We start from the raw sequence: 22,376 nt of genomic DNA, 5'->3' as shown, positions 1-22,376 counted from the left end.
ATTGCAAATTATGCAATCAACTCTTTTTAAATGGAAAATAAGCAATTGTTTCATATGAGGGACTTTCATTCGGATGAATCTTGAATAAAGAAAAACCTTCTATTGTAATAGGCACAGGTTCAATCATCTTTTTTTCTAATTGCAGCTTATCCGTCGTTTTTCTTTTTTTAGCTATTGTGATATGCGGAACAAAGCGTATATCTTTTTCCAACTCCAGAATATTTTCAACCCGTCTGGCGATTTGTCTTTGTAATTCGCTTAATATACTCGAAGGCTGAACTGCAAGAAAAACGACACGTGGTCCACTTGCAGAACCGAAGAAAGACATGCCTTTTACGTACACTGTGAATCCTTTATTCGATTGAGCGATTTTCTGTAGACAAGATTTCAGCCATGGGAGTTTGGTTTCATCGAGCTCACCGATATAGCGCATAGTTAAATGTAGATCTTTTGCGTGTGGAATCACTTTGTATTTCTCTATCAATTGATATTCAGCACGAAATTGCTGGGCTATTTCTTCGACTGGATGAGCAGTAGAGATGCCTATAAAATAATGTTGTGCCAATTCCAGCTCACCTCCTATATAGTAGGTTCCCTTACTCTCATCAAAATATGCATATTTTGATGATATTCTTCGTATAGTCCATCGTCCTCTGTAACGTACTAACAAATTACTTGAGTAATGTGTATAATAAGAATGGGATATAACACAATCATTGCAATGGGAAAGGGGATGTCAAAATGATTAAAACACTGATTTTTGATCTAGATGATACACTGATTTGGGATGCCAAGAGTATTTCAATGGCATTTCAAAAAACATGTGAGTATGCGACAAAGAAAATAGGAGTCAATCCAGTTGAACTTGAGCATGCGGTACGTCAGGAAGCAAGAGATTTGTATGCTACATATGAAACATTTCCACATACTCAAAACATCGGAATTAATCCTTTTGAAGGACTTTGGGGTGTCTTTGACGATGAAGGGGAAGAATTTCAAAAAATGAAAGAGATTGTTCCAGGCTATCAAAAAGAAGCTTGGATCAGAGGATTAAAGAAATTAGGGGTTGATGATGAAGCATTCGGAAGAGAACTAGCAGAAGTGTTTCCGAAAGAGCGTAAAAATAGCCCTTATATATATGAAGAAACGTTCGAAGTGTTAGATAAGTTAAAGGAGGATTATCAGCTGGTCCTACTGACAAATGGATCACCAAGTCTACAGCAAATTAAATTAAAGATATCGCCCGAGATACCTGGTTACTTTGATCATATAATTGTTTCTGGCGCATTCGGAAAAGGAAAGCCTGATGCTTCTATATTTAAATATGTTCTTGATTTATGCGGTATTCAAGCGGATGAAGCATTGATGATTGGTGATAATCTAATGACAGATATTCTAGGTTCAAGCCGTGTTAATATGAATAATGTGTGGATCAATCGTGAAAACAAGCCGCCGAATGATGAAGTGAAACCTACTTATGAGATAGACAATTTACATGGGCTATTTCCTATACTTGCAACACTTAAAAACCGATGAGATCATCTCATCGGTTTTGATTCTTTTCTACTCATAGCTACTGGTTTAAATAGCAAGGAGGTGCATCGTGCTAGAATATCTTTTAGTGTTTTTAGGAGCGGCTGTACCGTGGATTGAAATCATGATTGTCATTCCTTTAGGTATTATTAGAGGGTTATCGCCTATGTGGGTAATGATACTTTCATTTGCTGGTAATATGGCAACTATTCTTCTTTTGATCATTGGATTCCAACCTATTAAAGAATGGATGGACCGCAGAAAGCAAAAGAAGGGCAAAGGTGAATCGAAACGCCAACAACGCGCAAAACAAATTATGAATACATATGGATTACCTGTTTTAGCACTTGCAGGGCCTATATTAATTGGGACACATATCGCAGCCTTTATTGGTCTGGTATTCGGTGCGAAGAAATTGAATACGGCGATTTGGTCTGCAGTCAGTATTGCACTTTGGTGTTTAGTGTTTGGTATTCTGACCGCTATGGGATTCGACTTTTTTGTTAATCATACATAAAGAAATCCAGCTGATAAAATGATCAGCTGGATTTCTTTATTCTTATAGATCAATTGCTTTAGCATCATTGATATTTTGAACTTCTTTAATACGCTTGATCGAATCGGCTTCAACGTGGTGGTCAACAGCTAACATCATAATTGCATATCCACCTTCAGTAGAACGTCCAACCTGCATCGCTGCTATGTTGATGTTTTCATTTGCTAGAAGTGTACCTACACGACCAATTGCTCCTGGCTGATCCATGTGGCGGATGAATAATAAGTGACCGCTAGGAATCGCATCCACTACATAATCATCGACTTTTACAATACGTGCTCCTAGACCGTTCAGAAGTGTACCTGCTACTTTGCGGACACCTTTTTCTGTAACGATTTCTACTGTAATTAGGTTCGAGAAACCTTTACCTGTAGTTGTTTTTTGTTCATTTACTTTAATGCCGTAACGATCAGCTAATAGCTTCGCGTTTACGTCATTGACTGTTTCGCCAAGATTACGCTTCAAAATACCTTTAACCGTATTACGAGTTAATGCCCGTACATCGTAGTTTGCCAATTCTCCAGCATACTGAATGTTGATTTCATGGATAACCGAGTTTTGGATTTGTGATAAGAACATACCCAATTTCTCCGTAAGATCGAAGAATGGTTCGATTTTCGCCAACACATCACGGGAAACAGATGGCAAGTTCACTGGGTTACGAACAGATCCTATTGTTAGGAAATTCACTACATCGCGGCTTACGTCAACTGCGACTGATTCCTGTGCTTCGAATGTACTTGCTCCCAAGTGAGGAGTTGCGATCACTTCATCTAAAGTTAATAATTTGTGACCTACGAACGGCTCTTCCTCGAATACGTCCAATGCAGCGCCCGCTACTTTGCCAGCGACAATAGCGTCATATAGAGCATCTTCGTCAATGATTCCACCGCGTGCACAGTTGATGATTTGTACGCCGTCTTTCATTTTCGCAAAAGCATCCTTGTTGATCATTCTGCGCGTCTCTTTAAGTAGTGGGGTATGAACTGTAATGAAGTCTGCAACTTCGAGTACTTCATCTACTGTTCCGATTTCAATACCTAATTTCTTCGCAATATCTTCAGTTAGGAACGGATCATATGCTACTACATTCATACGCTGTCCTCTTGCACGTCTTGCTACTTCAGCACCGATACGGCCAAGTCCGATGATCCCTAAAGTTTTATTTTTCAATTCCACACCTAGGAATGATTTTCTATCCCATTTATTGTTTTTTAATGAGTTGAAAGCTTGAGGGATTTTACGTGCCATAGACATCATCATTGCAATTGTGTGCTCTGCAGCGGAGTTCGTGTTACCGTCTGGAGCGTTGACAACAATAATTCCTTTTTCAGTTGCTGCGTCCAAATCGATATTATCGACACCTACACCTGCGCGACCGATGATTTTTAGTTGATCTGCTGATTCCAACAATTCTTTAGTAACTGTTGTCTGACTACGAACTAATAGTGCGTCAAAGCCTTTGATTCGCTCTTTCAACTGATCAGGTGTTAAATTTGTCTCCATTACAACTTCAAAACCTTCTGCTTGTCGCAGTGGGAAAATTCCATCCTCGCTAAGTGGGTCACTAATAAGTATTTTAAAAGCCATGGTATTCATTCTCTCCTTCAATTGTTTGTAGTGGATTTTTTAGTGTGAAAACTATGTGTGATTGACCGTATATGTATGTTGCGGGTTACCTCCTTTTAGCTAAAATAAAAAAGCCTTCCATCCCTTACGTATAAGTAAGGGGCGAAAAGCTCGATAAACTAACGCGGTACCACCCTTGTTTTGCTGCAAAAGCAGCCTTCATTCAGCATGTGTAACGTACATGTGACGGATCAGCCTACTAAAGAATTTCAGCCAATCAATTCGGAAGTGCCTCCAACCTTGGAATATGCTGATTTTCACCACTGCATCAGCTCTCTGGAAAATTCGTTAAAGGAAGGTATCTCTTCGTCGAAATTGTTAATCAACTATTAATTTAGATTTATCATAACACGTCAAAAACTATTGTCAATTGCTTTCCTGCAAAAAACAGAAAACTGTCAAATACGAACGTAAATAATGAATTATTTGTGAACGTTCGTGTTTTAGGCGTTAATCATAAAGATATATCATAATTTGGATTTAGTAAATGGAAATGGCATAAGTCGTCTGGAGAGAAGATGTACTAGTAAGCGTGCTATAGTGACCTTATACTATTCGTAAAAAGGAGTGTTTGGAATTGAAAAATTTAGAATCTCTAGAGCAGTTTGAGCAACTTAAACAACAAGAACGAGTCATTTTCTTATTCACTGCAGATTGGTGTCCGGATTGTAGAGTGATTGAACCATTCTTACCGACATTGGAAACGGAATTTGAGGAATATGAATTTGTTTCTGTTGATCGTGACGATTTCATTGATCTATGCAGTCAGTTAGATATATTCGGTATTCCGAGCTTCATAGCGTTCAGCGAAGGTACAGAAACAGGCCGGTTCGTTAGTAAAAACCGTAAAACTAAAGAAGAGATCGAAGAGTTTATTAATAGCCTGGCATAATTTACTGTTTTCACAGTTGAGATTATGGATATAACTAAACAAAGGACTGAAGACAACTATAAAAGTTGTTTTCAGTCCTTTTCTATTGAGCCACATGCTCCATTAGTTGTTATGTGCTTTATTTTGTGAAATCTTTCAATTGCTCCATAAGGATTTTTGCGCCCTGTGGACTAATGAATAGACCGTTTGACAATTGTTTATTTTCTTCCATCACTTCACCCGTGATGAAACATGCTCTGTTGACTTGATATTTTCTCAAAATAATCCTATCATCCTCTGCGAAAATTTCGATAGGATCACCCTTATCAATCGACAAAGAATTTCGAAGTTCTTTTGGAATCACAATCCTACCGAGATGATCTACTTTACGAACAATACCTAAAGACTTCATAAGCTCCTCCTCGAAGAAATGTAGTTGGTAATTTCTATTATACACAAAAATATGCTATCTACAATTTACAAAACTTGAATGCGCAGAACAATTTGATAATTCTGCTATACAATTAAATTATTAATGCTATAATAGTCAGTAATTAAATATTTCTTATCAAGAGAAGCTGAGGGAATTGGCCTGATGAAGCTTCAGCAACCTCTGTGCAAACAGGAAGGTGCTACCTCCAACAAGATTGTTGTCTTGAGAGATAAGAACGGTGAACGGTCAACCCTCATTTTCTTATCCAAGAGAAATGAGGGCTTTTTGTATAGAAATAGTAATAATAGATCTTCAAGGGGGAAATAGCATGCCGATTAACATACCAAAACATCTACCAGCAGGGGAATTACTGAAAGAAGAGAAAATCTTTATTATGGATGAAGAACGTGCGACCGCACAGGATATCCGTCCGATTAACATATTGATTTTAAACTTGATGCCTGAAAAAGAGAAGACAGAATTACAATTGCTTAGATTGCTTGGAAATACACCATTACAAGTAAATGTTACATTTCTTAATACGGCTACCTACGTTTCAAAAAACGTCAGTCAGAATCATCTAGAAACCTTCTATACTACGTTTGAACATGTCAAAAACCGTCGTTTTGACGGCATGATCATTACAGGTGCCCCAATCGAACTTCTACAATTCGAAGATGTAGTGTATTGGAAAGAGTTAGAGGAAATCATGGAGTGGACAAAAACGAATGTAACGTCTGTACTTCATATTTGTTGGGGTGCACAAGCGGCACTTTATCATCATTACGGAATTGACAAGTTTGAGTTGACGAAGAAATGTTTTGGAGTATTTTCACATGACATTACCGATCCGACAGTGAACTTGGCACGCGGATTCAATGATGTATTTGTAGCACCACACTCACGTCATACGGGGGTGCCATTAGAAGAAATAAAGAATCATCCCGAATTGACATTACTTTCTGCTTCTGAAGAGGCAGGTGCATTCATTGTAATCTCGAATGATGCAAAGCATATTATGGTCACGGGACATTTAGAGTACGATGCACACACATTAGGGGATGAATACACGCGTGATATAGAAAAAGGAGCAGATATTGATGTTCCAGAAAACTATTATCCGAATGATGACCCGACAAATGAGCCTTTAAATACTTGGCGCTCTCATACCCATTTATTATTCTCCAATTGGCTCAATTACTATGTCTACCAAAAAACTCCTTACAACTGGAGTTAAAAGAATTGTTGTATAAATTCCTATAGTTTGCACATACTCCGACTACTGGAGGTGTATGCAGTGAACATAGATGAATTTTGGGAATTAGCTTTTTGGGAAATGACTTTACGAACGGTGATTTCATTTATTGTGCTGTTGATTTTAGCGCGTTTCATGGGGAAGAAACAAGTGTCTCAATTGACGTTCTTTCATTATGTGACAGGCATAACAATCGGTTCGATTGCAGCCAATTTGGCAGGAGAGTCTGAAACGCCATTCTTAAATGGTTTATATGGAATGGTTTTATGGGCGGTATTAACAATTCTTGCTAACTTTTTATCATTCAAATCCATCAAGCTTCGCGTATTACTCGATGATAAACCGATGATTGTCATACAGAATGGAAAAATTCTAGAAGGTTCCATGCGTAAATTACGGTTAAGTTTCAATGATCTAAATATGATGCTACGCGAGCAGTCGGTATTTTCGGTAAAGGATGTCAATTACGCGATATTTGAAACGAATGGTAACTTGAGCGTCATGCTGAATACCGGTGAGAAGTATGCGACAAAAAAAGATGTCAAGGCCCCATCACCACCGCCAAAGTATATTCCGACTGAGATTATTACTAACGGGAAAGTAGAAGAGAAAAATATGCGAGAACTTCAATTGACCGATACTTGGCTAACCGAACAATTAAAAAAACAGGGGATTTCCAAGCCTGAGCATGTGCTTTATGCGGAAATTCAGACAGATGGCAGTTTATATATTAATACATTAAAATCAACTTAACGTGAAAAGTCCTGAAATAATCAGGGCTCTTCGCGTTTGTTTTATTTTATAGTATTTCCCAGTTTCTTTGTTTGGCTATGGCCGTAAGTTTTTCATCTGGACGAACTGCTACAGGATGTCCGACTTGTTCTAAGACTGGAAGATCTGAAATGCTGTCACCATAAGCAAAGCTATTATCCCAATTCACAGTTACCCCTTGTAGAACATGTTCGATTTGTTCGTTTTTTCGTGTGCCTTGAATATGTAGAAAAGGCCGATCCATCGCTAGTTGATCTCCATTTGAAGGGATGTCTGTGCCAATAATCTGATCGAATGTCAGATGACTTGTAACAGCTTTCAAAAAAGGCGTATAAGCACCAGAGACGAGCAAGACGTGGTATCCATCTTTTTTATGTTCGACGAGCCGTTTAACGACTTGTTCATTGAAGTTAGGCAACATTACGTTATGCATGCCATTAAAATACTCGTGTAGTTCTGTCATCGACAATGAATCCAAAGCTTGGAGATAAAGACGCATGGAACGTTCTTTCATTACGGATTCAGGTAGGATTTTGAGTTTATAGCGAATATATAACGGTAATATTGAGCGATAGAATTTTCCGTAATACTGCTTGTATTTAGGATGCTTCTTTAATTGCTCCATAAGTAGTTTAAAGGTTTCTTTCGTGTACAATGTACCGTCAAAATCAAAGATCGCAACTTTCATGTAGACACTCCTTCATTTGTATTCTTCTATATAGTATACAAATATAACGAGCATAAAAGCAAAAAAGCAGATGGGCAAGAACACCATCTGCTTGTATCCATGACTTATTGAACGTTTTTTGGTAATGCAGGTTGACCTTGTGTAGGCGCAAAAGAATTAAGCAACATATTCATATCCTGATCATTTAATTGTGGTACTTGGTAATATTGGTGTTTATTTTGATAAATGGATAATTCGTATGCCATTTCTATACAATTGGGCACAGAATCTGCAAGTACACGGCGGACCACTGGATTGCATACTTCTAATGAAGCAGCTGTTTTGCCTGTAGCGCCTTCTTTTGTAGCGCCTAGCAAAAAACCAGAGATGATTTCATCAGTGATTTCACCTGTAGATTGAATCGGTTTAGATGGTGCTTTTTCTTTCATACCGTAAATGAAATCGCTGCCTGCTTTCATTTGATAGCTTTGTGTAGGATGTGAAGGGTCTTTGCCAGTCTTAAAACTTTCCACAAGGATATTGTATTCATCCAGCGTGAATCGGTATTGTCGATCAAGAATATCGAGAAGTTCTGGATCTTGGACATGTGGACGTAAAATCATCGCTTGGTTCAATGCTCCGAGAGTCGCGCTTAACACCTCTTTGACATCAAATAACTCGTGTCCGCCGTGATTCATTGATGGGGGGACTGCTCCGCCTTGCATGTGTTGAGATGTTTCGAATTGATTTGTCAAATATATTTCCTCCTCCATTCATCTAATACATCAAGAATAGTATGTGATGTGTTCGAAAACTTATGTATAGGAAAATGCTGTAAAGCTTTATGCATAGTTCGTAACGCGCGAACATAACATAAGGATAGAACTCAAGAAGGGTAGTGGGAATGCATGCAGATTCATGTGGTTTCGCAAGGTGAGAGTTTATATGAAATCGGTAAAATATATGGTGTTCCGTACGAACAAATAGCAAGTGCAAATGAATTGGAAAGTGATACGCGACTGGCAGTGGGACAAGCGCTTGTTATACCAATTATAGGATCGTATTATTGGGTACGACCTGGAGATAGTTTATATACAAGTGCACAGAGATATGGTCTTTCGGTCGCTCGCTTGGCAAGAATTAATGCAATTAATCCTGCCGCAAGACTAATGGTTGGACAGCGTCTCTACATACCACAAGAAGTGAAAACACCGATTGATTCTTTGTTATATGTAGAAACGCGTAATCCAGTCAGTCAGGCTATGTTAGCCGAAGTTCGTGAACGTGTGGATGGTTTGACGTATCTTGCTATGTTCAGTTATGAAGTGCAACGCGATGGTTCCCTCAAAATGCCTGCTATAGCAGATATTCCAACGACCGCCAAAAATGCAGGCGTTCTAAATATGCTGGTGCTGACCAACTTAGAAAACTATACATTCAGTGCAGAGCTAGGGCATGTAATTTTCACCGATAAAGAAGCCCAAAATCGAATGATTCAAAGTGCCATTTCAATAGCGAATGAAGTTGGTTATAAAGATATTCATTTCGACTTTGAGTTATTATTCCCTGAAGATCGAGAATTATATAATGAATTATTACGCAATGCTACCAAGCAAATTCATGATGCCGGTCTAACGATTTCCACTGCACTTGCACCAAAGGCTGGTGAAGTAACAACTGGAATTTATGGTGCTCATGATTATAAAGTTCATGGTGAGATTGTAGATTTCGTAGTGTTAATGACGTATGAGTGGGGATATACTTATAGTGCACCGCAAGCTGTTAGCCCAATTGGTCCTGTCACGAAAGTAGTAGAATATGCCGTTAGTCAAATTCCGAAAGAAAAAGTATTTCTAGGCCAAAATCTGTATGGCTATGACTGGATGGCTCCGTTTGGTCAACCAGATAGCAAAGCAGCAACGGCACTGAGTCCGAGAATGGCGACTAATCTAGCGATCGAACAGAATGTTGCAATTGAATACGACGCACTGGCTCAGGCGCCACATTATACGTATTACGATGAACAAGGAATCGAACATGAAGTGTGGTTTGAAGATGCACGAAGCATCAATGCGAAGTTTGATTTGCTTAAAAAGTTTAAGTTACGGGGCATTATGTACTGGAAACTTGGCCTTGCATTCCCGCAGAATTGGCTGTTGTTAGAAGATCGATTTACTATTAGAAAGCGATAAAGTTATAGCGTTCGGAAGGGCTCGCGGGAAAATAACTAGTCACTTCGTTCCTAGTTAGTTGTTTCACCTGCCGAGCTTATCTTCCTTGAGCCGCCTTCTACTTACGAATAACTAGTTTCGTTATTTTGATTTATAGAGTGGATGTTGAAATTTTAATGTAGTAACTGAACTTGAATTTCAATTTCAATAAATAAAAGCCTTCCTAGTATAGGAAAGGCTCTGTCATATGGGAGCTTATTCGTTATTTAACATTTTCATAGCGCTTTGGAACATATCCATATCCGGATTTACGAGTAAAGCAGGTAGGAAAGCAAAAGTCATGATTAGGAGTAGATTTGCTCCTAGAATTGATCGAAATGTACCTAATGTCTTTGTCATGGCGCTTCGCCTCTTTCTTTTCGTATTGTTCTCACTAGTATGTGTATGCGCTTACATTTATGATCTCACATAGTTTGTTTGAATAGATTAATAATACTCCGTATTCAGTCAAATGTAAATAATAAAGTTTGATATAATACATAAAATTGACACAAAAGTTAAGAGAAAACAGAGATTTTCCAAAAAAATCTTGTAACTTGCTATCTTTTCAGTGATAATATTGGAATACAAAGAAATATTTTGAACAATTAAAATTCGATTTATTCAGTAGAGTTGGATCTTTTTTAGACCACTATTTTGATTTATAACTAGTGAATAAGTGAGCGACTGGTCAGTCGACAATTTTTAATTAACAACTAAGGAAAGGGATGGTCGCAAATGACAAAGGTCGATGAAGTAGAATACAACAATCGTAAACGAGCAAATGATTACGTTCATAATGTATATGAGTTGGTGAAAAAGAGGAATCCAGATGAAAAGGAATTCCTACAAGCGACAAGAGAAATCTTTGATTCCCTTCGTCCGGTCTTTGCTAAGCATCCCGAGTTTATGGAAAATGGAATTCTAGAGCGCATTACAGAGCCGGAGCGAATTATTTCATTCCGGGTCGCTTGGGAAGATGACAAAGGCAGGGTACAGGTAAATAGAGGTTACCGTGTTCAGTTTAATAGTGATCTTGGCCCTTACAAAGGTGGACTCCGTTTCCACCCATCTGTTAATAATAGTATTATGAAATTCCTAGCGTTCGAGCAAATCTTCAAAAATGCTTTAACAGGGCAGCCGATTGGTGCGGGTAAAGGTGGATCTGATTTTGATCCTAAAGGTAAGTCTGATCGTGAGGTCATGCGTTTCACACAAAGCTTCATGACAGAGCTCAGCAGACATATTGGACCCGATATTGACGTACCAGCAGGGGATATCGGTGTTGGTAAACGTGAAATCGGTTATCTATTTGGTCAATATAATCGCATTAAAGGTGGATATGAAGCAGGTATCCTAACAGGGAAAAACCCTGACCATGGTGGTAGCCTTGGTCGTAAAGAAGCAACGGGTTACGGTACAGTATACTTTGTAGATGAAATGCTGAAGGAAAACAATCTTTCGTTAGAAGGCCAGACAGTCGTAGTGTCAGGGTCAGGTAACGTATCCACATATGCGATGGAAAAAGCTATGCAACTTGGAGCGAAAGTTGTAGCATGTAGTGACTCTGATGGTTATATTTACGACAAGAATGGTATTGATCTAGACTTAGTCAAAGAACTTAAAGAATACGGCAATAAACGAATTTGGGAATATACGAAAGAACATCTTGATGCAGAGTATCATGCAGACTGTTCAGAAATTTGGTCTATTCCATGTGATATTGCACTTCCATGTGCCACACAAAATGAAATTGATGAGATTGCAGCTCATATGCTGATCGCAAATGGCGTTAAAGCAGTTGGTGAAGGCGCGAATATGCCTTGTACAATTGAGGCGATTATTATTTTCCAAGAGCACAATGTATTATTCGCACCAGCAAAAGCTGCCAATGCGGGTGGTGTAGCTGTTTCCGCTATGGAGATGTCCCAGAACAGCCAACGTCTATCTTGGTCAGAAGAACAAGTGGATATGCATTTGAAAGAAGTTATGCAAAATATCTATAAAGACTGTAGTACGGCAGCAGTGGATTACGGTAAACCCGGCAATCTTGTAATGGGCGCTAACGTAGCAGGCTTCCTACGAGTAGCAGATGCAATGGTCGCGCACGGAATTCGATAAATGATATAAAACAGACACATTTTTTTACATAATGTGTCTGTTTTTTTATGCTTTTCTATTGTGTTTTAAATGAAATATGTTATTATAAAAATACATTAAGTTGAATAAACATACATGCACTTGCATGAAGGGGGATTTACCCATGGAAAAGAAGAAAGTCGTTTTAGCCTATTCAGGCGGTTTAGACACATCAGTTGCGATTCAATGGTTAACAGATCAAGGATATAGCGTAATAGCGGTTTGCTTAGATGTTGGCGAAGGTAAAGATCTCGACTTCATTAAGGAAAAAGCTCTTACAGTTGGCGCGATTAGTAGCTATGTTATTGATGCACGTGAAGAATTCGCACAGGATTTCGTCCTTCTTTCATTGCAAGCTCAAACATATTATGAAAATAAATATCCTTTGGTCTCTGCCTTATCCCGTCCGCTTATTTCCAAGAAGTTGGTGGAAATTGCACATCAGGAACAAGCAACTGCTGTAGCTCATGGATGTACAGGAAAAGGAAATGACCAAGTACGATTTGAAGTCGCTATCAAGTCACTAGATCCTTCACTTGAAGTTGTAGCGCCAGTTCGTTCATGGAGCTGGTCACGTGAAGAAGAGATTCATTATGCACAAGAACATAATATTCCAATTCCCATAGACTTAGATAATCCGTACTCAGTGGACCAAAACTTATGGGGGCGTGCCAATGAATGCGGAATTCTAGAAGATCCTTGGGCAACACCACCAGAAGATGCTTTTGGTTTGACGGTATCCATTGAAAACGCACCTGATACAGCGGATATCATCGAAATCGGCTTTGAGCAAGGTGTTCCTGTTACGATCGATGGAGAAAAATATTTGTTAAGTGATCTGATCACAAAGTTGAATGAAGTGGCTGGCAAACATGGTGTCGGTCGTATCGATCACGTAGAAAATCGGTTGGTCGGTATCAAGTCTCGTGAAGTCTATGAAGCACCAGGGGCTATTACTTTATTAAAAGCGCATAAAGAATTAGAAGATTTAACACTTGTAAAAGAATTAGCGCATTTTAAACCTATTATTTCACAAAAACTTGGTGAATTAATTTACAACGGTCTTTGGTTCTCTCCTTTACGTGAGTCGCTTGAAGCGTTCATTAAGGACACACAACAATATGTTAACGGTACAGTCCGTGTGAAGCTCTTTAAAGGTCATGCCATAGTAGAAGGTCGTAAGTCTCCGAATTCCTTATATGATGAGAAACTAGCAACGTATACATCTGATGATGAATTTGATCAAGCGGCGGCAGTAGGATTCATTAAACTTTGGGGACTACCTACAGAAGTGCACAGTATGGTCAATAAAAAGCAAATCGTTAAAACACCCTAAGTTGTATGTGAAGAGCAGCGAGGCCCAAAGCTTCGTTGCTCTTTTTGGAACTACTTTTCATTTAATGCCGTCTTATGAATATAGAAGAGGGGCGACTGAATGAAGAAGTTTTGGGGTATGACAATAGTGGCGGTATTGATCATTTCGGGACTGGGGATGTTTTGGATGTTACCAGGGGAGCGAATAAAACAAGCGCAGCAAATGAAAGCGGATGGATCCTATGACTATGTAATAATTCTGGGTGCCAAAGTGAACGGAGAAATTCCTTCACTATCCTTACGCTATCGATTAGAAAGTGCTGTAGACTATGCAATTCAATATCCACATGTAAAGCTTGTGCTTTCAGGCGGACAAGGAAAAGATGAGGGGATTAGCGAAGCTGAAGCGATGTATCATTATCTAAAAGAGCATGGGATTGCGGAAGATCGTCTCGTTATTGAGGATCAATCCACTTCTACATATGAAAATCTACAATTCAGCCAGAAGATCATTCCGGAAGTGTCCGGTGTCACTATTATTAGCAGTGATTATCACTTGGCTAGGGCAAGGTTTCTGGCAAAACAGCTTGGATGGAAGTCTGATATTGTGGCGGCAAAGACACCTGAATCCGTAAAAGCGAAAGTATTGATTCGTGAACGTTTAGCATTATTGAAAACTTGGGTTTTCAGGAAGTAAATCTTGCTTGAAATAAAAAAGTGAAGAAAACCTGTTGAAGTTTCGTCACTTTTCTATTTGAATCATAATGATGAAATTTTATGGAATTCAGGCTTGCCTTCTGTGAAGGTTGCTAAATAGTTAAAGCCGATCGACTGATATAACTCTAGGGATTCTTTGAATTCATGTGCAATATCTTTTGTTTTGTGCGCGTCAGAACCTAAAGTAATAATTTCGCCGCCGCATTGCTTATATAAACGTAAAATATCTTCACTCGGCATATTATGCGATAGTCCGTAACGAGTTCCGGAAGTATTCAGTTCAATCCCTTTGCCTTCTGGTATAATGGTATTGAAGATCTTTTCTAAATAGTCATGAAATAGATTGGCTGGCGGCTGATCAGTATAACGTTTGATCAGATCTACATGCCCTAGCACACTGTAGCGCTTATAATGCTGAACGCAATATAGTAATTCCTTATAATACGTCTCAAAGGCTGCCTCTGTTGAACGGTCTTCAAATAACTCACGATAATGTAGGGACTTATTTTCGACTGTATGCAGTGAACAAATCACAAAGTCAAATTCATGCTCGTCCATTAATTCTTCATAGAGGTGTAGTAAATCCGGTTGCAATCCTATTTCTACACCTTTTTTTATCGTTAGCTGTCCATCGAATTGTTCATTCAACTGAATAATTTTTTGTGCATATTCTAGTTTATCAAAATCGAAATGAATTGTTTCATCAGGGTATTCATAATCGATGTGATCGGTAAAACAGATTTCAGTAAGTCCTTTGGCTATAGATGCTTTTGCCATCTCTTCCATAGGTATTTCACAATCTGCTGAAAATGCGCTGTGCATATGATAATCAAACATAGTCTCAAGTCTCCTTTTCTATAGTACATATTGTAGCAGATGAATGATGCTACTAACAGTAGACAATACTCTACATACCCATTATAGTAATAATTAACTTTAGCGTGGTAAAGCAGTGAAGTGTATAACACATGGAAGGCGGTTGAAAATATTTTGTATTCTGAAATTCTTGGAAACGAACATGAGAAGCATGAAAAGATTATTAACACATTAGGAAAAAGATTTACTACATATGGCTATAAACGCATTAAAACATCCGCGTTTGAACAATATGATTTGTATTCTAATGTACGTACCTCAATCAATCAAAACGAAATGATCAAAGTGATTGATTATACGGGTGAAGTACTTGTATTACGGCCCGATGTCACAATCCCATTGACTCAGCAACTCGTCCAATTGCATGATAACTTACCGGAAGAAATGCGTTATTATTACGTCCAAGAAGTCTTCAGACAGACATTCCAGGAAAGTGAGCGTATCGGTAAGACACAAGCAGGAGTCGAATTCTATTGCAAAAGTTCACTCGCTTCAGATGCAGAAACGATTATGCTGGCTTGTCATGCATTACGTGATGTTGGCTTCTCAGATGTAAAAATCGAGATCGGTTATGCAGGGTTTTTCAATGAATTGATCGCGGACTCCGACATTACAGTAGAACAAACAGCTGAACTCAAAACGTTGATTCAAGCGAAAAACGTTGTGGAGATAGGCCCTTTCTTGCAAAGGTTATCGATTGATTCATCTATTAAAGAGGTACTCGAGCAATTGCCTTTATTATACGGCGCGCCCGAAGTAGTGTTTGAAAGACTACAAAACTTACAGGTTAGTGAATCTGCACAGAGAGCAATCGATTATCTTCAACAAACATGCAATATCGTTGAACTATACGGCTTAAAAAAACATATCGTGATCGATCTAGGCCTAATCAATCATATGGGGTATTACTCAGGGATCATTTTCCAGGGTTATGTAGAGAACTTTGGAAAGCCGGTACTGATGGGTGGTCGCTATGATGCATTAAGTGAAGAATTTGGCGTGAAATTGCCTGCAATTGGTTTTGCATGTGAAATCGAATCATTAGTGAAAGCTTCATCTAACAAAGGCCAGAAAGAACGATATAGCATCGATGTGACAGTACTGTATGAAGAGAGTCGTATCAAATACGCAATTGATATTACAAACAAGTTGAGAGAACGTGATTATCGTGTCATTTCAAAGCCTATGGGCGAAGCGGAATATATGACAGACAGTCTTTATACTATTCAATTAACAGAACAACAAAATAAACTAGTAGATCAACAAGAAGCAAAAGAGTTCATCGACTTCAAGCAGTTGCTTGATTTTATCGCTAGCAAGAAAGGAGTACCTGAATGGATTATTTAACAGTAGCAATGGCAAAAGGACGGACAGCGGAACGCGCAATGAAGTTCCTCGAGAAATCGGATGTACATTTCTCTGAATTCACTGATGAGAGCCGAAAGCTTGTCATTTATGATGATAAACAAAAGATTAAACTAATATTTGTCAAAGCAGTAGATGTTCCTGTATACGTTGAGAAAGGCGCGGCGGATGTAGGGATAGTTGGTAAAGACGTCATGATGGAAGACCCCCGTGATGTCTATGAATTACTGGACTTGGGAATCGGACGTTGTAAGCTTGCAGTAGCGGGATATCCCAATACGCCAGTTGAAAATGTACCTTTCTTGACGGTTGCTTCAAAATATCCATTAGTTGCGAAAGAATATTTTGATAAAAAAGGAATCCGTACAGAAATTATCAAGTTGAATGGATCAATAGAACTTGCACCCTTAATCGGCATGTCAGATGTCATTGTCGATATTGTTGAGACAGGTACAACATTAAAAGAAAATGGTCTAGTCGTGTTGCAGGAGATGGCTGATGTCAGTGCTCGTTTGATTGTGAATAAGGCGAGTTATGCAACGAAAACTGAAGATATACAACAATTTATCAAAGATATGAAGGAAGGCTTGGAGGTGCGTTCATGAAGATTATTCGTGGAGCTGAATTCACTGAGGAACTGCTAAAACGCGATGATTCTAGTCAACCTGATTTGGAATTTGACCGTAATGTCCTAAAAATTATCGATAAAGTTCGTTCCGAAGGTGATACAGCCGTTCTAGATTTCACTGAACGTTTTGATGGAGTAAAGCTAGAAAGCTTATTGGTCACAGAAGCAGAAATCCATGAAGCGGAACAAGCCGTTACAGAGGATTTCTATCGTGCACTGCGCTCGGCAAAAAAGCGAATTACGACATATCACGAAGCACAAAAAGAACAATCTTGGTTCTTAAATCCAAACGAAGGAATCATGCTCGGTCAGAAAGTTACTCCGATAGACAGCGTGGGACTTTACGTTCCAGGGGGAAAAGCGGCTTACCCATCAACCGTTTTAATGAATGCACTACCAGCAAAGATTGCAGGAGTACGGCAGATTACCATGGTGACACCGCCACAACGTGATGGCAAAATCAATCCACACGTATTGGTCGCAGCGAAAGAAGCGGGCGTTCATCGTATCTATAAAGTAGGTGGTGCACAAGCGATAGCTGCGTTAGCGTACGGTACAGAGACGATTGAAAAGGTTGTTAAAATTACTGGACCTGGTAATGCATATGTTGCTCGTGCGAAAAAATGGGTGTTCGGTGATGTAGCCATTGATATGATTGCAGGACCAAGTGAAATTTGTGTCGTGGCCGATACGAATACGAATCCAGTTTATGCGGCAGCAGATTTACTATCTCAAGCAGAACACGATGAGCGGGCAGCAGCAGTTTGCATCACTACTTGCCAATCGTTTGCGGACAAGCTCTCAAAAGAAGTGGACCGTCAGCTTGCCGATCTTGTTCGTAAGGAAATTGCGTCACAGTCTATTGAGCAATTCGGACGCATTATTGTTGTCGATTCATTGCAAGAAGCATTTGATATCGTTAACCGATTGGCACCTGAACACTTGGAACTCATGATTGACAATCCAATGGAACACTTGGCTGCTATACGAAACGCAGGCGCCATTTTCCTAGGACAGCACTCACCTGAAGCGTTAGGGGATTATATGGCAGGACCTAATCACACATTGCCAACAAGCGGAACCGCAGCGTTCTCTTCTCCGTTAGGTGTGTATGATTTCATGAAAAAGTCGAGTATTATCTATTATTCTGAGAATGCTTTGGCAGAAGTGGCAGATGACATCATAGTATTGGCAAATGCCGAACAATTAACAGGACACGCCAATTCGATCAAAGTACGAAAGGCAGGATTCTAATGCGAAAACAACAACTCACACGTAAGACAGGCGAAACATCAATTGAAATGGAATTTTCACTAGACGGCACAGGAGAGACGAATATCAATACCGGCGTCGGATTCTTTGACCACATGCTGACGGCATTCGCAAAACACGGGCGCTTCGATCTATCCGTGACATGCGACGGCGACATTGAAGTAGACCAACACCATTCAGTAGAAGACGTAGGTATCGTACTCGGACAATTATTCAACCAATGCATCGGTACAAAAGAAGGAATAGAACGCTTCGGCCTTGTATCCACACCAATGGACGAAGCTCTATCCACTGCATCGATCGATATAAGCGGTCGCTCATTCCTCGTCTTTAACGTAGAAGGAATGAAAGACAAAGTAGGCGAATTCGACACAGAACTAGTCGAAGAATTCTTCCTAGCATTCACAAACAACGCTAAAATCACATTACACATTAACTTGGACTACGGAAAAAATACACATCACATCATCGAATCCGTATTCAAAAGCTTCGGCCGCGCCCTACGCGACGCCAGCGCAATGAACCCAGAAATAAAAGGTGTTCCTTCTACTAAAGGGTCATTGTAATTAATGTGTTTATCGGTTTAGAGTATAAACTTTCTTTGTTTTTAGAGCATTCTAGTTGATCGGAACGGAGGGTGGCGACTCCCGCGGGAATAGCATGAGTCTTGAGACCCCACAGCGAAGCGAGGAGGCTCAAGCCATGCCCGCAGGAAAGCGTCCACCCGGAGTGCAGATCAACGGCGCTTAACGCTTATTTCATTTATTAGGAGGACTAGTTGATGATTTTATTCCCAGCAATCGACATTAGAGACGGCAAATGCGTCCGCCTCATTCAAGGCGACTACGCACAAGAAATAATCTACAATGATTCACCAACCAACATGGCGCAAGAATGGCAAAGCCAAGGAGCCGAATACATCCACGTCGTAGATCTAGACGGTGCAAAAACAGGCAATTCTGCCAATAAACAAGCGATCGAAGCCATCGCCAAAGCAGTCAACGTACCCGTTCAAGTAGGCGGCGGAATCCGCAACATGGAAATCGTCGACTCACACATCGCAAATGGTGTTGCACGTGTTATTATCGGTACTGCAGCGATTCAAGACCCGGAATTTCTTAAAAGAGCTGTTGAAAAACACGACGACAAAATTGCTGTATCGATCGACGCACGTAATGGCTTCGTCGCAACAGACGGCTGGACAGAAACAAGTGACGTCAAAGCAGTCGATCTACTACAAGACCTTGCGAAAATCGGCGTCAAAACAGTGGTCTACACGGATATCATGAAAGACGGCATGCTCCAAGGACCAAACTTTGAAGAACTGAAAATCATGGATGACGCATCTGCCATCGACATTATCGCTTCAGGTGGTGTATCTACAGAAGAAGATATCAAAAAACTTGCTGCTTCAGACATGTACGGCGCTATTATCGGGAAAGCATTATACGAAGGTAAACTATCCTTAAAAAAATTATTGGGGGACGACAGTCATGTCAACAACTAAAAAGATCATTCCGTGTTTAGACGTAGATAATCGTAAAGTTGTAAAAGGAAAGAAATTTCTAGACGTTCAGGAAGTAGCAGATCCCCTAACATTAGCAAAAAAGTATGTTGCAGATGGTGCAGATGAACTCGTCTTCTATGACATTTCGGCATCGACGAAAAATCGTGGTATGTTCCTCGATTTAATTGAGGAAATTGCCAAGGAAGTACCGATCCCATTCATCGTAGGTGGCGGCATTCGTACGCTCGAAGATGTAGATAAAGTATTTGAACTGGGCGGTAATAAAATTTCGATCAATAGTGCAGCCTTGACGAATCCAGGTTTGATTAAAGAAGTTGCAGATAAATACGGCTCTGATCGTGTAATGCTGTCTATGGACGTTCGACAAGTTGGCGAAGGAAAGTGGTCTGTATTCGCAAAAGGCGGTATGGAAGAGACCGGAATTGACGCAATCGAATGGGCCAAAAAGATGGAAGGACTTGGCGCTGGAGAACTTGTTGTTAACAGCATTGATGAAGACGGTGTGAAAGATGGTTATAATCTTGAACTCAATCGTGCAATGGCTGATGCAGTCAATATCCCGATCATCGCTAGTGGTGGTGCCGGAAAACCTGAACACTTTAAAGACGTACTGACAGAAGGAAAAGCAACCGCAGCACTTGCAGCATCTGTATTCCACTTTAATGAAATTAATATTCGCGATTTGAAAAATTACTTAGTAGAAGAAAATATCGCAGTTAGGAATGACTAAAATGACACTAGACATCCATGCATTAAAATTCGACGACAAAGGTCTAATCCCAGCAGTTGTACAAGATGATCGCACAGGGGAAGTCCTAATGCTTGCTTACATGAATAAAGAGTCCATTGAAAAAACAATCGAAACAAATCAAACATGGTTTTATAGCCGTTCAAGACAAGAACTATGGAATAAAGGCGCAACGTCGGGGAACACACAACAAGTAAAACGTATTTCTGTAGATTGCGATCAAGATACAATTCTTTTACAAGTAACACCACAAGGCCCTGCTTGTCACACAGGCGAAAAGACTTGCTTCTTCACAACGGTAATGGAAAAAGAAGAATCATTGCGTGAAGTAGTCTATGAAGTAATAGATGAAATTGCAGACCGTAAAGCGAATCCAATAGATGGTTCGTATACGACTTATTTATTCAATAAAGGTATCGACAAAGTGTTGAAAAAAGTTGGAGAGGAATCTACAGAAGTCGTAATCGGCGCAAAAAATGCAGACAAAGAAGAAGTCTCCAATGAAATTGCGGATCTTGTCTACCATACACTCGTATTGATGAATATTCTTGATGTGGATCTGACGGACGTTCAGCAAGTGTTGCGTGAGAGACGACCGAAAAAGGAAGTGCCGCGAAATGAGTAGATTTCTGAGCACAGTTGCACGCCGTACAGAACCTTATGTTCCGGGTGAGCAGTTGAATCAGCCAGATATCATTAAATTGAATACGAATGAAAATCCTTATCCGCCAAGTCCGAAAGTCTTAGAAGCGATCCAATCAGAACTGAATGGAAATACATTACAGCGTTATCCATCACCTACAGTGGACCCATTGCGTCACGCGATTGCGGAAACATATGGTCTGACAAAAGAAAATGTCTTCGTAGGTAATGGATCTGATGAAGTGCTGGCATTTTCTTTCATGGCATTTTTCGAACCAGGAAAAACTATTAAATTTCCGGAAATCAGCTATAGCTTTTATCCGGTCTATTCCAAGCTATTCAATATTTCATTCGAAAAAGTGCCGCTGAATAATGATTTCACACTTCCTAAAAAGCAATTTTATAATTCACCAGGCGGAGTCATTATACCGAATCCCAATGCACCTACGAGTATTTATGCAGAATTGGATGTAATCGAGGATATCTTGAAAAATAATCCTGATCAGATTGTCATCATTGATGAAGCATATATTGATTTTGCAGGTCCATCCGCTATGAAATTGATCGATCGTTATGCGAATTTATTAGTCATTCAAACGACGTCTAAATCTCGTGCGCTAGCAGGACTACGTATCGGATTTGCATTAGGACAACCTGAATTGATTGCTGGTTTAACGCGTATTAAAGATTCGTTCAATTCGTACACGATTGATCGTTTGGCAATGGCTGGTGCTACTGCGGCATTTGTAGATCATGCATACTTTACAGAAAGTACGAATAAAATCATTCGCACTCGTGAATCAGCAGTCCATATGTTGAAAGAGTTAGGTTTCGAAGTACTACCTTCAGACGCGAATTTCGTCTTTGCAAAGCCTTTACACAAGGAAGCAAAAGTATTATACCAACTGTTAAAAGACCGTGGAATATTAGTTCGTCACTTCGATCAAGAAGGTATTCGTGATTATATACGTATTTCCATTGGTACTGACAACCAGATGAATACACTGTTTGAAGTGCTTAAACAACTTACTAAATGAATAAACTGAAAAAGGCCATTCGATTCTGAATGGCTTTTTCTTGTCGTCAATATATAAAAGGATACTCAAAACGTTGTTATATGAACGATTGTGACAATATGTGACATAATTTTTGAATGTATATGTATACGAATTTATGTATTTTAAACTTTATCTATTGTATTTTTATACACATTGCCTTATAA

General features: G+C 39.5%; 24 protein-coding genes and 1 riboswitch. Of the genes, 17 read left to right on the top strand and 7 right to left on the bottom strand.

The features are described 5' to 3' along the window. Window positions 1-16: 16 nt before the first annotated feature. A complete protein-coding gene (gene thpR / locus SporoP32a_RS03700) occupies window positions 17-565 on the bottom strand; it encodes an RNA 2',3'-cyclic phosphodiesterase (protein WP_158232733.1) in 549 nt (182 codons plus the stop codon). Window positions 566-741: 176 nt separating this feature from the next. Between thpR and SporoP32a_RS03695 the strand changes: the two genes are divergently transcribed. Together SporoP32a_RS03695 and SporoP32a_RS03690 are read left to right on the top strand one after the other, a co-directional pair. Beyond that, window positions 742-1,536, top strand: a complete 795-nt coding sequence (locus SporoP32a_RS03695; protein WP_085426693.1) for an HAD family hydrolase — start codon at window positions 742-744, stop codon at window positions 1,534-1,536. A 67-nt stretch (window positions 1,537-1,603) separates the two neighbouring features. Continuing rightward, window positions 1,604-2,050 (top strand): small multi-drug export protein, encoded by a 447-nt coding sequence (locus tag SporoP32a_RS03690; protein ID WP_085426692.1) that lies wholly within the window; start codon window positions 1,604-1,606, stop codon window positions 2,048-2,050. Between the two features lie 42 nt (window positions 2,051-2,092). Here the strand turns inward: SporoP32a_RS03690 and serA are convergent, their stop codons facing one another. Next, entirely contained in the window at window positions 2,093-3,679 is a 1,587-nt protein-coding gene (serA, locus tag SporoP32a_RS03685; RefSeq protein ID WP_085426691.1) for a phosphoglycerate dehydrogenase, read from the bottom strand. A 616-nt stretch (window positions 3,680-4,295) separates the two neighbouring features. Here serA and SporoP32a_RS03680 point away from each other — a divergent pair. Beyond that, the gene (locus tag SporoP32a_RS03680) at window positions 4,296-4,610 is read left to right on the top strand and encodes a thioredoxin family protein (RefSeq protein ID WP_085426690.1); all 315 of its coding nucleotides are present in this window, start codon (window positions 4,296-4,298) and stop codon (window positions 4,608-4,610) included. Between the two features lie 118 nt (window positions 4,611-4,728). On the opposite strand, the gene SporoP32a_RS03675 is transcribed toward SporoP32a_RS03680, so the two are convergent. Beyond that, entirely contained in the window at window positions 4,729-5,001 is a 273-nt protein-coding gene (locus SporoP32a_RS03675; protein ID WP_085426689.1) for an AbrB/MazE/SpoVT family DNA-binding domain-containing protein, read from the bottom strand. 150 nt (window positions 5,002-5,151) lie between these two features. Beyond that, a riboswitch (SAM riboswitch) is annotated at window positions 5,152-5,258 on the top strand. 92 nt (window positions 5,259-5,350) lie between these two features. On the opposite strand from SporoP32a_RS03675, the gene metA reads away from it, so the two are divergent. After that, complete coding sequence (gene metA, locus SporoP32a_RS03670) at window positions 5,351-6,259, top strand: homoserine O-acetyltransferase MetA (RefSeq protein ID WP_085426688.1); 909 nt, start codon at window positions 5,351-5,353, stop codon at window positions 6,257-6,259. Between the two features lie 66 nt (window positions 6,260-6,325). Beyond that, window positions 6,326-7,030, top strand: a complete 705-nt coding sequence (locus SporoP32a_RS03665; RefSeq protein WP_369823924.1) for a YetF domain-containing protein — start codon at window positions 6,326-6,328, stop codon at window positions 7,028-7,030. A gap of 46 nt (window positions 7,031-7,076) precedes the next feature. On the opposite strand, the gene SporoP32a_RS03660 is transcribed toward SporoP32a_RS03665, so the two are convergent. Next, window positions 7,077-7,736 (bottom strand): HAD family hydrolase, encoded by a 660-nt coding sequence (locus tag SporoP32a_RS03660; RefSeq protein ID WP_085426687.1) that lies wholly within the window; start codon window positions 7,734-7,736, stop codon window positions 7,077-7,079. A 104-nt stretch (window positions 7,737-7,840) separates the two neighbouring features. Then, the gene (locus tag SporoP32a_RS03655; RefSeq protein WP_369823281.1) at window positions 7,841-8,476 is read right to left on the bottom strand and encodes a spore coat protein; all 636 of its coding nucleotides are present in this window, start codon (window positions 8,474-8,476) and stop codon (window positions 7,841-7,843) included. 147 nt (window positions 8,477-8,623) lie between these two features. Between SporoP32a_RS03655 and SporoP32a_RS03650 the strand changes: the two genes are divergently transcribed. Continuing rightward, entirely contained in the window at window positions 8,624-9,907 is a 1,284-nt protein-coding gene (locus tag SporoP32a_RS03650) for a LysM peptidoglycan-binding domain-containing protein (RefSeq protein WP_085426685.1), read from the top strand. A gap of 234 nt (window positions 9,908-10,141) precedes the next feature. On the opposite strand, the gene SporoP32a_RS16975 is transcribed toward SporoP32a_RS03650, so the two are convergent. Continuing rightward, window positions 10,142-10,285, bottom strand: a complete 144-nt coding sequence (locus tag SporoP32a_RS16975) for a hypothetical protein (protein ID WP_198166217.1) — start codon at window positions 10,283-10,285, stop codon at window positions 10,142-10,144. 378 nt (window positions 10,286-10,663) lie between these two features. On the opposite strand from SporoP32a_RS16975, the gene gdhA reads away from it, so the two are divergent. The 3 genes from gdhA (at window position 10,664) to SporoP32a_RS03635 (ending at window position 14,075) form a co-directional block, all read left to right on the top strand. Then, window positions 10,664-12,046, top strand: coding sequence for an NADP-specific glutamate dehydrogenase (gdhA, locus tag SporoP32a_RS03645; protein ID WP_085426684.1), 1,383 nt, complete (start codon window positions 10,664-10,666; stop codon window positions 12,044-12,046). Between the two features lie 142 nt (window positions 12,047-12,188). Further along, complete coding sequence (locus SporoP32a_RS03640; RefSeq protein WP_085426683.1) at window positions 12,189-13,400, top strand: argininosuccinate synthase; 1,212 nt, start codon at window positions 12,189-12,191, stop codon at window positions 13,398-13,400. Window positions 13,401-13,499: 99 nt separating this feature from the next. Further along, window positions 13,500-14,075 carry a YdcF family protein gene (locus SporoP32a_RS03635; RefSeq protein ID WP_232319578.1) on the top strand — a complete coding sequence of 192 codons (576 nt, stop codon included), beginning with the start codon at window positions 13,500-13,502 and terminating at the stop codon, window positions 14,073-14,075. A gap of 62 nt (window positions 14,076-14,137) precedes the next feature. Here SporoP32a_RS03635 and SporoP32a_RS03630 read toward each other — a convergent pair whose 3' ends face one another. Then, window positions 14,138-14,932 carry a histidinol-phosphatase HisJ family protein gene (locus SporoP32a_RS03630; RefSeq protein WP_085426682.1) on the bottom strand — a complete coding sequence of 265 codons (795 nt, stop codon included), beginning with the start codon at window positions 14,930-14,932 and terminating at the stop codon, window positions 14,138-14,140. Window positions 14,933-15,085: 153 nt separating this feature from the next. Between SporoP32a_RS03630 and hisZ the strand changes: the two genes are divergently transcribed. The 8 genes from hisZ to hisC all read left to right on the top strand — a co-directional run bounded on the left by hisZ (window position 15,086) and on the right by hisC (window position 22,191). Beyond that, on the top strand, window positions 15,086-16,318 hold the full coding sequence (gene hisZ / locus SporoP32a_RS03625; protein ID WP_198166216.1) for an ATP phosphoribosyltransferase regulatory subunit: 1,233 nt from the start codon (window positions 15,086-15,088) through the stop codon (window positions 16,316-16,318). Further along, entirely contained in the window at window positions 16,306-16,941 is a 636-nt protein-coding gene (hisG, locus tag SporoP32a_RS03620; RefSeq protein ID WP_085426680.1) for an ATP phosphoribosyltransferase, read from the top strand. The genes hisZ and hisG overlap by 13 nt, the downstream gene beginning before the upstream one ends. Beyond that, entirely contained in the window at window positions 16,938-18,218 is a 1,281-nt protein-coding gene (gene hisD / locus SporoP32a_RS03615; RefSeq protein ID WP_085426679.1) for a histidinol dehydrogenase, read from the top strand. The genes hisG and hisD overlap by 4 nt, the downstream gene beginning before the upstream one ends. Beyond that, window positions 18,218-18,802 carry an imidazoleglycerol-phosphate dehydratase HisB gene (hisB, locus tag SporoP32a_RS03610; RefSeq protein WP_085426678.1) on the top strand — a complete coding sequence of 195 codons (585 nt, stop codon included), beginning with the start codon at window positions 18,218-18,220 and terminating at the stop codon, window positions 18,800-18,802. Before hisD ends, hisB begins: the two co-directional genes overlap by 1 nt. A gap of 215 nt (window positions 18,803-19,017) precedes the next feature. After that, entirely contained in the window at window positions 19,018-19,743 is a 726-nt protein-coding gene (hisA, locus tag SporoP32a_RS03605) for a 1-(5-phosphoribosyl)-5-[(5-phosphoribosylamino)methylideneamino]imidazole-4-carboxamide isomerase (RefSeq protein WP_085426677.1), read from the top strand. Continuing rightward, window positions 19,730-20,494 (top strand): imidazole glycerol phosphate synthase subunit HisF, encoded by a 765-nt coding sequence (gene hisF, locus SporoP32a_RS03600; RefSeq protein ID WP_085426676.1) that lies wholly within the window; start codon window positions 19,730-19,732, stop codon window positions 20,492-20,494. The genes hisA and hisF overlap by 14 nt, the downstream gene beginning before the upstream one ends. Next, entirely contained in the window at window positions 20,487-21,137 is a 651-nt protein-coding gene (hisIE, locus tag SporoP32a_RS03595) for a bifunctional phosphoribosyl-AMP cyclohydrolase/phosphoribosyl-ATP diphosphatase HisIE (protein ID WP_085426675.1), read from the top strand. Before hisF ends, hisIE begins: the two co-directional genes overlap by 8 nt. Beyond that, the gene (gene hisC / locus SporoP32a_RS03590) at window positions 21,130-22,191 is read left to right on the top strand and encodes a histidinol-phosphate transaminase (protein WP_085426674.1); all 1,062 of its coding nucleotides are present in this window, start codon (window positions 21,130-21,132) and stop codon (window positions 22,189-22,191) included. The genes hisIE and hisC overlap by 8 nt, the downstream gene beginning before the upstream one ends. Window positions 22,192-22,376 lie beyond the last annotated feature (185 nt).

The sequence above is a fragment of the Sporosarcina ureae genome (assembly GCF_002109325.1).
GTDB classification, from domain to species: domain Bacteria; phylum Bacillota; class Bacilli; order Bacillales_A; family Planococcaceae; genus Sporosarcina; species Sporosarcina ureae_C.
The sequence above is the reverse complement of the archived record's forward strand: the minus strand, read 5'-3'. Positions and strand labels throughout refer to the sequence as shown.

Coding starts and splice junctions, on each gene's coding strand:
- SporoP32a_RS03695 (WP_085426693.1), top strand. CDS start 742: ATGATTAAAACACTGATTTTTGATCTAGATGATACACTGATTTGGGAT.
- serA (WP_085426691.1), bottom strand. CDS start 3,679: ATGGCTTTTAAAATACTTATTAGTGACCCACTTAGCGAGGATGGAATT.
- SporoP32a_RS03675 (WP_085426689.1), bottom strand. CDS start 5,001: ATGAAGTCTTTAGGTATTGTTCGTAAAGTAGATCATCTCGGTAGGATT.
- metA (WP_085426688.1), top strand. CDS start 5,351: ATGCCGATTAACATACCAAAACATCTACCAGCAGGGGAATTACTGAAA.
- SporoP32a_RS03660 (WP_085426687.1), bottom strand. CDS start 7,736: ATGAAAGTTGCGATCTTTGATTTTGACGGTACATTGTACACGAAAGAA.
- SporoP32a_RS03650 (WP_085426685.1), top strand. CDS start 8,624: ATGCAGATTCATGTGGTTTCGCAAGGTGAGAGTTTATATGAAATCGGT.
- SporoP32a_RS16975 (WP_198166217.1), bottom strand. CDS start 10,285: ATGACAAAGACATTAGGTACATTTCGATCAATTCTAGGAGCAAATCTA.
- gdhA (WP_085426684.1), top strand. CDS start 10,664: ATGACAAAGGTCGATGAAGTAGAATACAACAATCGTAAACGAGCAAAT.
- SporoP32a_RS03640 (WP_085426683.1), top strand. CDS start 12,189: ATGGAAAAGAAGAAAGTCGTTTTAGCCTATTCAGGCGGTTTAGACACA.
- SporoP32a_RS03635 (WP_232319578.1), top strand. CDS start 13,500: ATGAAGAAGTTTTGGGGTATGACAATAGTGGCGGTATTGATCATTTCG.
- SporoP32a_RS03630 (WP_085426682.1), bottom strand. CDS start 14,932: ATGTTTGATTATCATATGCACAGCGCATTTTCAGCAGATTGTGAAATA.
- hisG (WP_085426680.1), top strand. CDS start 16,306: ATGGATTATTTAACAGTAGCAATGGCAAAAGGACGGACAGCGGAACGC.
- hisD (WP_085426679.1), top strand. CDS start 16,938: ATGAAGATTATTCGTGGAGCTGAATTCACTGAGGAACTGCTAAAACGC.
- hisB (WP_085426678.1), top strand. CDS start 18,218: ATGCGAAAACAACAACTCACACGTAAGACAGGCGAAACATCAATTGAA.
- hisA (WP_085426677.1), top strand. CDS start 19,018: ATGATTTTATTCCCAGCAATCGACATTAGAGACGGCAAATGCGTCCGC.
- hisF (WP_085426676.1), top strand. CDS start 19,730: ATGTCAACAACTAAAAAGATCATTCCGTGTTTAGACGTAGATAATCGT.
- hisIE (WP_085426675.1), top strand. CDS start 20,487: ATGACTAAAATGACACTAGACATCCATGCATTAAAATTCGACGACAAA.
- hisC (WP_085426674.1), top strand. CDS start 21,130: ATGAGTAGATTTCTGAGCACAGTTGCACGCCGTACAGAACCTTATGTT.